We start from the raw sequence: 13,652 nt of genomic DNA, 5'->3' as shown, positions 1-13,652 counted from the left end.
GCGTCGGGCCGCGCCTGTGCCAGACCGGAGAGGAGGCGGGATGCGCGGAAAGCTGGTTCGGAACCTGTCGCTGTTCGAGGTGCCGGGTGACCTGACGTACTTCGTGCACGACGAGGACCACCTCGTGGTCAACCCGGAGGTGGCCGCCCGGTGCGTCCTATCCGGTCGTGAGTTTCGGGTCCTCGAAGCCCTGGCGTCCGCCCGGGCCCGCGGGGAGCAGCCGGGGCTGGAGCAGAACGACGAGACGGAGCGCGTCCTCGCCAAGCTCATCCTGAACTGGATCGTGTACTTCAACGGCAACAAACCCAAGGTCAGGCTGGGCGAGCCGCCCCTGGGCGTCGCGTACTACGCCATCACCGACGGCTGCAACCTCCGCTGCCCCTACTGCTACGCCTCCTCGGAGAAGTGCCTTCCGGGCGAGCTCGACACCGCCGAGTCCCTGGACCTGGTCTCGCAGATCGCCGACTTCGGCGCCGGGACCATCATCTTCACCGGCGGCGAGCCGATGCTCCGCAAGGACCTGTTCCAGGTCGTCGAGCACGCCAAGAACAGCGGACTGAAGGCCAACGTCATCACCAACGCGACGATGATCCGGACCGAGGCGAAGGCCAAGCGGTTCGCCGAGCTCTTCGACGCCGTCACCGTGAGCCTCGACGGAGGTACGGCCGAGACCCACGACCGCACCCGCGGCAAGGGCGCGTTCGCCAAGACCCACCGGGCGATCCAGCTCCTCAACGAGGCCGGGGTGGCGCCGGCCATCAACCACATCGTCACCTCGGACAACATCCACGAGCTGGAGGACTTCGCCTCCTTCCTCGACGGGATCGAGATCCACAGCGTCCGCCTGATGAACCACAACGACCTGGGCCGGGGCGCGGACGACGCCTACGACTTCGGGTGGCAGGACCACCTGGACGTGCAGCAGCTCGTCTGGACCTCGCCGGTCGCAGGCAAGCTCAAGCCGGACGGCCCGCGGCCGGTCACCGCGTGTTCGGTCAAGGGCAACTGCGGCATGGGCGGGCACGAGATCTACGTCAACTCCCTCGGCGACGTCTACCCGTGCAAACTCGTCACGGGCAAGGGGGAGTTCGCCGGGAACATCAGGAAGCAGCGGCTGTCGGAGATCTTCGCCGGCCCGGTCCTGACCTCGATGCGCAGGAGCACCGTGTACGGCGGGGAGTTCCACGCCGACTGCGAGAAGTGCTACATCAAGGCGAACTGCGGCGGCGGCTGCCGGGCCGCGCACATGTCGGAGTCCGGGGACCTGCGGCGCAACAGCCGCCACCTGTGCCGGATCCTGCGGCACGGAGTCACCACGCAGCTGTGGCAGGAGACCGGTGTGACCCGCGCCGAACTCGCCCTGGACGGAGCTGAGATGACCGTCCCGCGGCTGGTCGCCACCGGGGAGGTGCACGAGGCCCACGAGCAGTGGAAGACCTACGTTCGCCCGCCGGCGCCCGTGCCCGCGATCAAGGTGGGCGAGCTGATTCCGATCATGCCGGTGAACAGGAGGCTGGGAGATGTCCCTGCACATCAGTGACGCGGTCATCTGGCAGGAGACCGCGGACGGCATCTCGCTCTACCACAGCGAGTCCGGCGACTTCCGCACCCTGAACTCGACGGCCGCCCAGATCTGGGCGCTCGTGGAGAGCGACGGGGACCGGGAGACGGTCATCAGGAACCTGTCGCTCCTGTTCGCCGGACACAACCCCGTGATGACGGCCCGCATCCGCGCCGAAGTGGACGCCTTCATCAGCTCCATGGTCGAAGCGGACCTGCTTCTGGAGACGGAAGCCGGGGCGGAAGACCGGACGCGGAGCGAGCCGGCCGCGCGGTCATGACCAAGGCCGTCGTCCTCGGCGGGGGCTTCGCGGGCGTGCTGGTGGCCAGGGTGCTCTCCCGGCACGTCGACGAGGTCACCGTCGTCGAGGGCGGCCGGTACCCGGCCGGCCCGGGCGTCCGGCCGGGGCTGCCGCAGGCGTTCCACAGCCACGTGCTGGTGACCGCCGGAGCCGAGGCACTGGACACGCTGCTCCCGGGAACGCTGGAGGCACTCCTCGCCCGGGGCGCGCACCGCCGGGGCCTGCCGGGCGACGCGCTGATCCTGAGCGCGGACGGCTGGTTCCGCCGCCACGAGACCGGAGCCTTCATGATCTCGTGCAGCCGCTGGCTGATGGACCACGTCATCCGGCAGCGGGCGCTGGCCGGCGGAGCGGTCACGGTGCGGGAGCGCACCCGGGTCCTGGGACTCGCGGGGGACGCGACGCGCGTGACCGGTGTCCGGGTCGCGGGCGAGGACGGCTCCGGCCAGACCCTCTCCGCCGACCTCGTGGTGGACGCGACGGGCCGGCGTTCGCGGGCCGGACGATGGCTGACCGCGATCGGCGGACCCGGGGTCGAGGAGGAGGTGGTCGACCCGGGGCTGGCGTACTCCACCCGGATCTACCGCGCGCCGCCCGGCCTCACCGCCGGCCTCCCGGCGATCATGCTGCACCCACGGCCCGACAACGGCCGTCCCGGGTACGGAGCCACGCTGTTCCCCATCGAGGACGGCCGGTGGATCTTCACCCTGACCGGCACGCGCGCCGCCCGGCCGCCGGTGGACGAGCCGGGCTTCACCGACTGCGCGCGCTCGCTGCGCTCGCCGATCGCGTCGGAACTGCTGGCCGCGGCCGAACCCATCGGCGCAGTACGGCCGTTCCGCGCCACCGCGAACCGCAGGAGGTTCTTCGAGCGGCTGTCCTTACCCGAAGGCTTCCTCGTCGTCGGCGACGCGCTGACGGCGGTGAACCCCGTCTACTCGCACGGGATGTCCGTCGCACTGCTCGGCGCCGTGCGCCTGGACCGGGAGCTGGCGGAGCGCGGGGCGAAGCCCTCCGTGCTGCCCGTGGTCCAGGCCGCGGTGGCGGACGTGGCCCGCGAGTCCTGGCGGATGGCGACCGAACAGGACCGGGTACGGGCCGTCGCGGAGGGATCGGCAACCGGCTCCGCGGAGCGTCCGGTCTCCGTCGCCGGGCAGCGGATGAGGGCCAGAGTGTCCCAAGCGGTGCTCAGCAGCGAGGTGTTGACGACCCGGCTGTTCCGGGTCCAGACGCTGGTCCCTCCCCCGCCCGCATCGGCGATGCGCTCCGCCGGGCCCATCGCGGCCCCGCCGCTGGACACCGACGAGGCGGTCGCGCAGTTCCCCGGACTCCGCGACTGGCGGCTCTCGCAGCGAGGCGACCGACGACCCACCCCGGGAAGGGAACCGTGACCACCGAAGCCGTACCGCTGATTCCGCACTCCGTCCTGTTCGGCAACCCCTCGTACCTCGTGCCCGAGATCTCCCCGGACGGGACCCGTCTCGTCTACCTGGCCCCGGACGAGGGTGTGTTGAACGTATGGACGGCGCCGGTGGACCGGCCCGGGGAGGCGAAACCCGTCACCCGCGACCGGGGCCGCGGCATCCGGACGTACGGCCTGTGCCACGACGACCGGACCCTCTTCTACCTGCGCGACCGGGACGGTGACGAGAGCTGGCGGATCCACCTCGTCGACCTGGTCACCGGCCGGGAGCGCTGCGCCACCCCCTTCGACGGAGTCCAGGCACGGGTGCTGGCGCACAACCGGTGGCACCCCACGACCGTGCTGATCGGACTGAACAAGGACCGGCCGGGGCTGCACGACGTCTACGCCCTGGACCTGGTGACCGACCGGCTCACCAAGGTCGCGGAGAATCCCGGGTACCTGAGCTGGATCGTCGACACCGACCTGCGGGTGCGCGGCGGCACGGTGATGAGGCCCGACGGCGGCCTGTCCGTGTACATCGACCCGCCGGACGGGCAGGACGACGCCGCGCCCTGGCTCGACGTGCCCTACGAGGACGCCATGGGGACGCGCGTCATCGGCTTCTCGCGCGACGGCGCCACCTGTCATCTCCTGTCCTCCATCGGGGCCAACTCCACCCGCCTGTTCGCCATCGACCTCGCGACCGGGCGGCGGACGCTGCTCGCGCAGGACCCGGTGTACGACGTCAAGCAGGTCGAGTTCGACCCGGTGAGCCGTCGGCCGCAAGCGGTGCTGTTCGCGAAGGACCGCGACGAATGGGTCTTCCTCGACGAGGAGTTCGGCAGGGATCTCGGCCGGATCCGGGCCGAGCTCGCGCTCCTCCCCGTCGACGGCGAGGTGTACGTGGACCGCACCGACCGCGGCGAACGGCTGTGGACGGTCTCGGTGGTGACCGGAGCCGGCCCCGTCCTCTACTACGTCTACGACCGGCCCGCCGGGGCCCTGCGCTACCTCTTCAGCCACCAGCGGGAGCTGGAGGCGTACACGCTGGCCCCGATGGAGCCCTTCGTCTTCGCCGCGCGCGACGGGGTCACCGTCCACGGCTACGTCACCTGGCCGCGCGGCGCCGAACGCGCCGGTCTGCCCGCGGTGGTGAACGTGCACGGCGGGCCCTGGGCCCGCCACACCTTCGCATTCGACGAGGAGGCGCAGCTCCTGGCCAATCGCGGCTACGCCTGCGTCCAGGTCAACTTCCGCGGCTCGACGGGATACGGCAAGCATTTCCGCAACCTGGGCGCCAAACAGTGGGGCGCCGCGATGCAGACCGACCTGCTCGACGCGGTCGCCCATCTCGTCGCCGGCGGCGGGATCGACCCCGCACGGATCGCCATCATGGGCTGCTCGTACGGGGGTTACGCCGCGCTCGTCGGCGCGGCGTTCACCCCGGAGGTGTTCACCTGTGCCATAGACCTCTGCGGCCCGTCGAACCTGCTGACGCTGCTGGCGGCCGGGGCGCCCTACCGCACCGCGCTGCGGTCGTTCATGCACGCCCAGGTGGGGGACCCGGAAACGGAGCGAGCCATGCTGTGGGAACGCTCTCCGCTGTCACGGGTCGACGAGATCCGCATCCCCGTCCTGGTCGTCCAGGGCGCCAACGACGTCCGCGTGCCGCGGGCGGAGGCCGAGCAGATCGTGGCGGCGCTTGCGGCCAAGCAACTCCCGCACGAATACCTGCTGTTCCCCGACGAGGGGCACGGGCTGGCCCGGCCCGCGAACCGGCAGGCCTACTACGCCGCGGTCGAGCGGTTCCTCGCCGCCCACCTGGCCTGAAGCTTCATCGGGCCAGGGCCGCACGCACCAGGTTCGGCAGGTGCAGACGGGTCTCCCTCTCCTCGTGAGCCGCCCGGACGAACCCGCCGCCCATCAGCGCGCCCAAGCCCTCCACCACCTGGTCCAGCGGCCGGTGGAGGGCGCCTGCGGCCTCGCCGACAGTCAACGGCCGCTCGAGACCTGCCAGTTCCCCGAGGAGTGCGCGGGGGGCGGGGGCCAGGCGTTCGACCCCGGACCGGATCGGGCAGCCGATCGTTCCCGGGGCACCGGCGGGCCGGCCGGCCGCGGGCAGGTCGAGCAGCCCGGCCGCGGGCATGTCCGCGAGCCGGTGCAGGCCGAGTACCCCGCATCGCGCGGCGGCCGCTTCCAGTGCGGCCGGAAGTCCGTCCAGAGTCCGGCACAGCCGCACCGCGGCCTCCGAGTCCGCCCGGCCGAGTACGTATCCCGGCCGGATCTCCGAGAGCCGGTCCACGAGCAGCCGCACCGCCGGTACCCCGGACAGGAGCTCCAGGGAGCTCGCGGCCTCCCGGTCCGGCCCGGGGACGGCCAGCGGCGCGAGCACCGTCCCCTGGATCCCCGCCACGTTCCACGGCGCTCGTGACGTACTGATCACCCGCATGCCGGGGCAGTACGCCAACAGCTCCTCCACGCCGACCGGATGACGGGTGTCGGCGACCCCGTCGAGCACGAGCAGCACCTCGTGCCGGCCGATGAGCCGGCAGACCGCGGACACGTCCTGCGCACCCGATTCGACGAGCAGGCGCAAGGACCGCAGCAGGGGGCCGAAGGCTGTGCCGTGACCGTCCGGAGCCACCGCTCCCGCCCCGATCCACAGGACGGGCCAGCCGCGCCGGGCGCTCAGCCGTGCCGCCGTCTCCGCGGCCACCCGTGATTTCCCCACGCCGGGGAGCCCCGAGAGGGAGACCAGCCGGCGGTGATCCGACTCGAGGGCGTGCACCAGCGCCCGGACCTCGACGTCCCGCCCGAGGAGGGCGTTGACGGACCTGGGTACCGTCAGGCAGGGATCGGCTCCGGCCGGAGCGGGCCCGCCCCCGCCCAGACCCGCGGTGACGAAGAGCTCCCGCGCCAGGCCCTGCAGCCCCAAGGCGTCGGCGAGCAGCCGGACGGTCTGCATCCGCGCGTTCACCCGGCCCGACTCCAGGGCGCGGATCGTGCGCGGGCTGATCGTCGACAGGTCGGCCAGCGTCCGCTGGGTGAGCCCGGCCTGCACGCGCTTGAAGCGGAGCAGTTCGGGAAACGACGGAGCCTGCGCCTCGGCACTGTGGACCATAGGCCAGGAGGGTAGGAGGGGCCCGTTGCGTACGCGTCTCCGGTGCGTCGCCGGGTCGTCTGCGCTCCGTCTCCGTCGGCCGTCAGACCACCTTCGAACCGGGGTGCGCACTCCGGTCCAGCAGATCCAGCGAGATGCTCAGCAGCGAGACGGCCAAGGGGTCGGACGCGTCCATGACCACGTGCTCCGACAGCCGGGACAGCAGTTCTCCCATGCGCGGAACGGCGCTCGCGGCCCGTTCGCTGCGCCGCAGCAGCGCGAGGCTCAGAGCGGCCTGCGTGGCGAGCAGCCCCAGCAGTTCGATGTCGTCGAGCTCCCGGCCGGGTGCGTTCGCGTCGTGGGCGTGGCGGTCCAGCACCTCGATCACGCCGATGCACTCCCCGTCCGCGATCAGCGGGGCGGCCATGATGCTCGCGGGAACGTACCCGGTGGAAGCCGCGGCATCGCGGGCGAACCGGTCGGTCGCGGCCACGTCGTCCGTGATCAGCGGCTGCCCGCTGGCCGCCACCCAGCCGGCGATGCCCGTACCCGGCTCGAACCGCCTCCCGACCAGGCCCTGTTCGCCCTCGCCCGCGACCGCCGCGAAGACCAGCTCACCGGTGTCGGGGCTCACCATGAAGACCGAGGACGCGGCGGCCCCGTAGATGTAGCGGGCCACCGTGACGACAGACTGCAGGAGCTGACGTTCGGTGGCCATCAGATCGTGTGGCCAGGGTTTCATTCTTCTCCGCCTCCTTCTCCTCGGACCGATACGTTCGCGGCGCAGTGGTACAGGACGCTCTTGAGCTGGAAGGGCGTGAGCCACGGATGCTTGCTCAGGACGAGGGCCGCGATCCCGGCCATGTGCGGCGCCGCGAAGCTGTTGCCGGTGTTGCGGACCGTGCCGCCGCCCAGGCTCGCCACCGGTACGCGCACCCCGCGGGCGCGGAACTCGACCGGGGGAGCGGCGTTGTAGTAGAAGCGCATGCCGTCCGGTTCGGCGTGGCTGGCGACCGAGATGACCGAGGCGAAGTTCCAGGGGAAGCTCTCGATCGGCAGGTTGTGGGCCGCCGCGACCACCGCGGTCCGGCGGAAATAGGCACGGTCGCACAACTCGCCCAGCCGGTCGCGGAATTCGACCCTGCTCGTCGACAGGCTCATGCTGACGACGTCGAACCCCTCCTCGATCGCGAAGGCGAGTCCGGCGATCAGCGCGGAGGCGCTGCCGGCCCTCCCGTCACCGAGCACCTTCAGCGAACTGATCGACACCCGGGGCGCGAGGGAGCGGATGATCCCCGCGCAGGCCGTCCCGTGCCCGGCCGTGTCGAGTGGCTCGCACTCCTCCACGCGCGGAGCCCGGCCCTCGGCGCTCACCACCTGCCAGGCCCGCTCGACCGTGCCGACCAGCGGGTGGGCCGCCTGGACACCGCTGTCGAGCACGCAGACCCGTACGCCCTCGCCGCTCGCGCCCTCCCAGGCCCAGCGCGGGCCGATCCCCGCGAAGAGGGCCGTCGGCAGGGGGTCGCCGGGATCCCCGCCGGCCGGCATGCTCCACGCGGGCATCCCCGACGCGTGCGGCCGCCGCTCGCGCCGCCAGGGCGCGCCGTTCACCTCCATGCGCGCACCGCTCCCAGTGGTTTCGCCGCGCCGACGGCCGCATAGCTGTCGACGGCCAGCCCGGCCATGGCCCGGGCCCCGGCCGCCTCGCCCAGCAGCCGGTGGGCCCGGGCCAGATCGAAGCAGACCTCGCCCCGCAGGCACGGGTCGTCGAGATCCCGGAGCAGCCGCAGCACCTCGGCGCGCAGCGGATCGGCGCGCCCCTGCGCGGCGGCGCCCAGTACGGCCGCCGACAGGCACAGGATCCGGCCCCGGACATCCATCTCGCCGCGCCGCTCGAGCAGTTCCGCGATCCTGCGGGCCGCCTCGTCCGCCCGCTCCCGGCGGGCGCACTCGCGGGCCGCCTGCACCCGCATGGTCAGCGCGACCGGTACGTAGCCGGCCTGCTCCAGAGCGTCCGCCGCGTCGCGGAAGCGCCGCTCGGCCTCCGCGTGATCACCCTCCAGCGAGGCGGCCAGCGCTGCCACCTGATCGACCAGGACCCGCCCCATGGTCAGCCGGAGCTGTGCGACGACGGACTCGGCCTCGGCCAGCGCCGTGCGCGCACCGGCACGGTCCCCGGTCAGCGCCAGGCACCGCGCGCGGGCCGCCAGCGCGGGCAGGGCCAGGAACCGGTCGGCGGCGAACCGCTCCAGGAGCTCCGTGCATCCCGCGAGCTTCTGCGCCATCGGGCTCGGCGACCACTGCCGGATCTCGCACAGGGCCACGAGCAGACGGTCCTCCTCGTACGCGTCACCGGCGTCCCGGGCGTGCGCCAGCGCGGCGCACGCCGCTTCCTCGGCCGCCCCGAACCGGCCGTGGTCCAGGTGGATCAGCATCCGCAGCTGCTCGAACCGGCACCGCGCGGACCGGTCGGGCTCCTCACGGCCGAGCGCGGCCCGCAGCCCCGCCACGTCGGCCGGGGCGACCTTGCCGAGCCGGGCGGCCAGAAGCAGCCGCTGCACCCGCACCAGGGCGGGATCCGAGGTGTCGCGCCACGCCCCCTCCTCCACCACCTCCAGCGCACCGCGGGTGTCCCCGGAGAGCATGAGGGCGTCGCTGAGCCGGACGGCCGCGACCGACCGGCACCGGTCCGGCCCGCCCCGCGCCAGTACGAGGGCCCGTCCGAGCAGTCCGATCGCGGTCGGTACGTCACGCTGCCGCAGCGCCACGGTGCCCTCGCCCAGCAGGGCCCCGGCCGCCTGCCGGGCCAGTTCCGGCAGCTCCGCGTCGTCCGGGCGCAGCCCCCCGAGGAGCCGGGTGGCGGCTTCGAGGTGGAAGCCGGGGCTGAAACCGTGTTCGGCCAGCCGCCGGTGCCAGGAGACGCGCTGCTCCTTCTCCAGCCTGCCGTACGCCACTTCGTGCACCGGCTGCTGGACGAAGCGGTAGCCGCCCTCCTCCGCGGTGGCGTGGAACAGCCGCTGCGCCGCGAGCTCCGCGACGGCGGCCTCCGGCGCCGGCTCGCCCAGCAGCGCGAGCTGCTCCAGGGTGAAGGCGGGGCCGATCACCGAAGCCGCGCCCAGCAGCCGCCGGCCCGGCGCGGGCAGCCGGTCGATCATGGCCCCGACCATGGCCGTGATGCTCGGCGGCACCTCGTCGACGGTCCGGCCGTTCCTCAGCCAGTCCATCATCAGCCGGATGTACAGCGGATTGCCCGCGCTGTACAGCGCGACCCGGTCGACCTGTTCGGCCAGGCCGAGCCCGTGCAGCTCGACCTCCTCGCCGCTCCCGTGTCCGGCCAGGGAGAGCGCCAGCCGCGCGCTGTCGGGAGGGACCAGCGCCCCGAGCTCGATCACGTCCGCTCCCCGGGGGCCGGAGCCCTCGTGCGGCCCGGAGTCCTCATCCGCCCCGGAGTCGTCCCCCATGCCGGAGTCCTCCCGTGACCAGGGCCCTCCCCGCCCCGTGAGCTCCGGCCGGGACACGCAGATCATCAGGAGCGGGAGGTCCCGTAGGCCGTCCAGAAGCTCGCCGATGAGCCGCAGGAGCGACTGGCCGGCCCACGCGAGGTTGTCCCACACCACGACGAGCGGGCCGGAGGCCGCGGCGGTGAGCAGCTCGCGGGCCGCCCAGGACACCTCCTCCACGCCCGGGCCCACGCCCACGCCCGCACCGGCCCGCCGGGGGAGCGAGGCGGCGCGCAGAGCCGCGAGCACCCCGGCGAGCCGGGCGTCGGTCCGCAGCAACTCCGCGCAGGCCGGCGCCCGCCGGGTCAGCGCGTCCAGCATTTCCACGAGCGCCCCGTAGTTCCCGTCCGTTCCGTAGGACTGGCAGCTGCCGAACACCGCGACGGGCCTGGCCCCGGCCGCGACGAGATCGTCCACGGCCTCCCGGACCAAGCGGGTCTTGCCGATGCCAGGGGGCCCGAGCACCGTCACCAGCTCCGCGCACCGCTCCCGGGCCACCCGGTGATAGATCCGGCGCAGCCGGTGGCGTTCGGCGCCGCGGTCCACCATGAGGGAACCCTTGTCGGCGCAGCCCTCCCCGCCCTCGCCGTCGGCGGGGGCCTCACCGGTGACCACCAGCACGGGCACCGGCTCGGCCTTGCCCTTCAACGCCACCGGCGGCACCGGGACCATCGTGTAGTGCGGACGGGCCAGGTGCGCCACGGTCTCGTTCACGATGATCTCCCCGGCGACCGCCAGTGACTGGAGGCGCGCGGCGAGGTTCACCACGTCGCCGACGACCCGGATGCCGGCCCGGGCCGAGCGCGTCACCAGAGCCTCACCGGCCGCGATCCCGCAATGGACCTCGACCGCAGCCGCGTCGGTGGCCGGCGTGCGCAGGTCACGGACCTCGGCGCGGATCCGCGTGGCCGCGCGCAGCGCCCGCGGGGCGTCGTCCTCCTGCGAGGTGTCCGCCCCGAAGACCGCCATGACGGCGTCGCCGATGAACTTCTCGACGACCCCGCCGTGTTCCTCCACCGCGGCCGAGCAGATCTCGTAGTACTCGTCGAGCAGCCGCTGCAGCGGCTCCGGGTCCACGCGCTCGGCGAGCCGGGTCCAGCCGACCAGATCGAGGAAGAGCACGACCACAAGTCTCCGGCTCACGCGCGATCAGAGCAGCTTCAGGTCGTGCGCCCACACCTCGGCGTCCGCACCGGCATCCGCCTCGATCAGCCGCAGTTGCACCGCTACGACGACCGCGGTCTCCTCCTCGGTCAGGGCCGCGAGCACCCCGCGCTGAGCAGTGCTCAACTGGTCGACCGGAAGTCCGGCCTCACGCAGAGCGGTCAGAGGATCGAACACGTCACCCACCCCTTTCACGGGGCCGCACGGCGGCGGCCACACATCGATCGGCAGGAGCCGGTGGACGTAGCAGTAGGCCACCAGCTCCGCCCTGTTCCTGCAGTTGAACCGGTCGAGCAGGACACTGATCTCCTCGCCCACCGTGTGCCTGCTCAGGCGCAGCGCACGGGCCACGCGGTCGGTCGTGTGCCCCCGTGCCACCAGGGCCACGAGCACCAGGCCCCGGCTGGAGATCTCGCCACCCCGTGACGCCGTCACCGGCGCGGACTCCTCACGGCGGGCTCCTCACGACGGGCTCTTCGCGACGCACTCCCCACGACGCACTCCTCACGACGTACTGCGTACGAACAACTCACGGACCATGACGGCCGCCATGAACGAGACGCCGTGCCAGCGCGCCTTGCGTTCGAACCAGAGCCAGTCCCCGTCCGGGTTGGCCTCCAGGAACACCGGCTCCCCGGTGTCGGACACGAGCAGGTCGAACGCCCCGTAGCGCAGGTTCCACACGGCGCACAGGGCGCGTACGGCCTCGGCCGCGCGGGGCGGGCAGCCGACGTGCGTCACGGTGACGCTGTCGGGGTCCGTCATCGGGCTCGACGGATCGGGCTTGCGGACCTCGAAGGCGCAGATCCCGCCGTCGAGGTGATAGACGCGCAGCTCACGCGCGTGTGCCACGTACTCCTGGACCACGACCGGGCGCTCTCCCCGGGCGTCCGGAGCCGTTCCGGAGCCCCGCTCCAGCGCTTCCCGGCCCACGACCGAGGGAAGGCAGGTCTTCCAGTTGCCCCGGTCCGGCTCGAACAGCCGGAAGTCCGGAGTCTTGATCACGAGGGCCGGCGTCCCCACCTCGCGCGCGCCCGCCGCCACGTCGTTGGTGACGACCGTACGGGGCGTCCGCACACCCAGCCCGCGCGCCTGCGCCAGCTGGCCGGGCCCGACGACGGTGCCGCCCGGCAGAGCCGTCGCCGCCGTGGCCGACACCTGCCGGAGGAAACCGGACCAGGACTCCGCCCGCAGCGGAGTCATCGAACCCGCCGGTGTCGCCTGCGCCAGCAGCGCGCAGGCGGAACCGTGCCGCACCCAGACCACGGCCGGCCTGACCCGGCGCCCGGAGACGTGCAGCAGACCGGTGTCCACGTCCAGCGTCATGGACGTCGACATGAGTTCGTCCTGCCGGATCAAAATCGCCGGAGTTTCCAGAGGCCCCGTCAAAGCATCGCGAACGGCCTCCAATTCACGGCCGCCCGCGCAATTCACCAGAACCACAACGGATTGGCCGTCGCGGTCTTCCGCCTGCCCTGAACGGCTCATGCCGTGAATGCTAGCCAACGGGGGGCGTGCGGGCGGCGGCAGAACGGAGGCAGTTCCAAGGCAGCTTGGACAGCGGCCGCTTCCGTGCCCTCCCGCGGGCGTAACGTCCAGCCGCAGCAACTCGAGAACTCGATCGGACATCCAGGAGAAACAACAAGAGGAACACCAATCACATCGTGGAGGGCGGACCGTGGCGAATGGTGTGGTGAACGCCGAGGAACTGACCAAGCGTTACCGCGGGAAAGAGACGCCGGCTGTCGACCGTATTTCATTCGACATCGCCAAAGGCGAGACCATCGGTCTGCTGGGACCCAACGGTGCCGGAAAGACCACCCTGATGAAGATGATCTGCGGCGTCACCCCTCCCACCACCGGGCGGATCCGGGTGTTCGGCGTGGACCCGGCCCGCGACCCGGTCGCCGCCAAGAGCGGCATCGGCGCGATGCACCAGTCCGCCCCCTACGACGAGATGCTCTCGGCCCTGGACAACCTGCTGATCGCCACCCGCTTCAAGGGTCTCTCCTGGCGCACCACCCGCCCCTGGGCGATGGAGGTGGCCGAGTACCTCGGCCTGGGCGATCACCTGTCCCGGCTCGTCTTCCAGCTGTCCGGCGGCCAGCGTCAGCGGCTGCAGCTCGTACGGGCCCTGCTGACCATCCCCGAACTCCTCATCCTCGACGAGCCCTCGGCCGGACTCGACGTGGCCGGCCGGCACCAGATCGAGCGGTTCGTCCGGTGGCTCCGCGAGGAGTACGGCATGACCGTGATCTGGACCAGCCACATCATCCAGGAGCTGGAGCGCAACGCCCAGCGGGTCCTGGTCATCAACCAGGGCAAGGTGGTCCGCTTCGCCCAGCCGAGCGAGCTGGTAAGGGAGTTCGGTGGCGCTCACCTGCTGGTCAGCGTCGACGACGCGGTCGCGGCCAAGGTCGTCAAGGAGTGGGCGGCCGCGGCGGGTCTGGCCGCGACGGCCCAGGACGCCGAGGTGCGCATCGAGAACGCGCAGGTCCGGGACGTGCTGCCGCAACTGTCCCGGCACTGCCACGACGCAGGGGTCGCGATCTCCGGAATCTCCACCGTCACCGACTCGCTGGAGCAGGTCTTCCTGCGCATGACCGGGAACGAGGGCTGAG

At 72.4% G+C, this 13,652-nt stretch carries 11 protein-coding genes; 5 read left to right on the top strand and 6 right to left on the bottom strand.

Translation table 11 applies throughout. From position 1 onward, the window contains the following. The first annotated feature begins 40 nt into the window (after positions 1-40). The 4 genes from stsB to ACFYM0_RS05670 are packed head-to-tail and all read left to right on the top strand — an operon-like array spanning position 41 to position 5,097. Positions 41-1,540, top strand: coding sequence for a StsB family radical SAM/SPASM domain sactipeptide maturase (gene stsB / locus ACFYM0_RS05685; RefSeq protein WP_388496936.1), 1,500 nt, complete (start codon positions 41-43; stop codon positions 1,538-1,540). After that, positions 1,521-1,841: a PqqD family protein gene (locus ACFYM0_RS05680; RefSeq protein WP_388496933.1), complete on the top strand. Its 321-nt coding sequence runs from the start codon at positions 1,521-1,523 to the stop codon at positions 1,839-1,841. Before stsB ends, ACFYM0_RS05680 begins: the two co-directional genes overlap by 20 nt. Continuing rightward, a complete protein-coding gene (locus tag ACFYM0_RS05675; RefSeq protein ID WP_388496930.1) occupies positions 1,838-3,253 on the top strand; it encodes an NAD(P)/FAD-dependent oxidoreductase in 1,416 nt (471 codons plus the stop codon). The genes ACFYM0_RS05680 and ACFYM0_RS05675 overlap by 4 nt, the downstream gene beginning before the upstream one ends. After that, positions 3,250-5,097 (top strand): S9 family peptidase, encoded by a 1,848-nt coding sequence (locus ACFYM0_RS05670; protein WP_388496928.1) that lies wholly within the window; start codon positions 3,250-3,252, stop codon positions 5,095-5,097. The genes ACFYM0_RS05675 and ACFYM0_RS05670 overlap by 4 nt, the downstream gene beginning before the upstream one ends. 4 nt (positions 5,098-5,101) lie before the next feature. Here ACFYM0_RS05670 and ACFYM0_RS05665 read toward each other — a convergent pair whose 3' ends face one another. The 6 genes from ACFYM0_RS05665 to ACFYM0_RS05640 form a co-directional block, all read right to left on the bottom strand. Then, positions 5,102-6,388, bottom strand: coding sequence for a helix-turn-helix domain-containing protein (locus ACFYM0_RS05665; RefSeq protein ID WP_388496926.1), 1,287 nt, complete (start codon positions 6,386-6,388; stop codon positions 5,102-5,104). 82 nt (positions 6,389-6,470) lie between these two features. Then, positions 6,471-7,109 carry a GAF domain-containing protein gene (locus ACFYM0_RS05660; protein WP_388496924.1) on the bottom strand — a complete coding sequence of 213 codons (639 nt, stop codon included), beginning with the start codon at positions 7,107-7,109 and terminating at the stop codon, positions 6,471-6,473. Next, positions 7,106-7,984 (bottom strand): S8 family serine peptidase, encoded by an 879-nt coding sequence (locus ACFYM0_RS05655; RefSeq protein WP_388496921.1) that lies wholly within the window; start codon positions 7,982-7,984, stop codon positions 7,106-7,108. Before ACFYM0_RS05655 ends, ACFYM0_RS05660 begins: the two co-directional genes overlap by 4 nt. Continuing rightward, entirely contained in the window at positions 7,975-10,989 is a 3,015-nt protein-coding gene (locus ACFYM0_RS05650) for an AAA family ATPase (RefSeq protein ID WP_388496918.1), read from the bottom strand. Before ACFYM0_RS05650 ends, ACFYM0_RS05655 begins: the two co-directional genes overlap by 10 nt. A gap of 27 nt (positions 10,990-11,016) precedes the next feature. Beyond that, positions 11,017-11,466 carry an aroma-sacti cluster domain-containing protein gene (locus tag ACFYM0_RS05645; protein WP_388496917.1) on the bottom strand — a complete coding sequence of 150 codons (450 nt, stop codon included), beginning with the start codon at positions 11,464-11,466 and terminating at the stop codon, positions 11,017-11,019. Positions 11,467-11,535: 69 nt separating this feature from the next. Then, positions 11,536-12,369 (bottom strand): hypothetical protein, encoded by an 834-nt coding sequence (locus ACFYM0_RS05640; RefSeq protein ID WP_388496915.1) that lies wholly within the window; start codon positions 12,367-12,369, stop codon positions 11,536-11,538. Positions 12,370-12,709: 340 nt separating this feature from the next. On the opposite strand from ACFYM0_RS05640, the gene ACFYM0_RS05635 reads away from it, so the two are divergent. Beyond that, positions 12,710-13,651 (top strand): ABC transporter ATP-binding protein, encoded by a 942-nt coding sequence (locus tag ACFYM0_RS05635; protein WP_388496914.1) that lies wholly within the window; start codon positions 12,710-12,712, stop codon positions 13,649-13,651. The last annotated feature ends 1 nt before the right edge of the window (position 13,652 follow it).

It is taken from the genome of Streptomyces sp. NPDC006487 (assembly GCF_042870555.1).
GTDB lineage: Bacteria > Actinomycetota > Actinomycetes > Streptomycetales > Streptomycetaceae > Streptomyces.
This window is presented reverse-complemented; position numbering and strand designations above follow the sequence as displayed.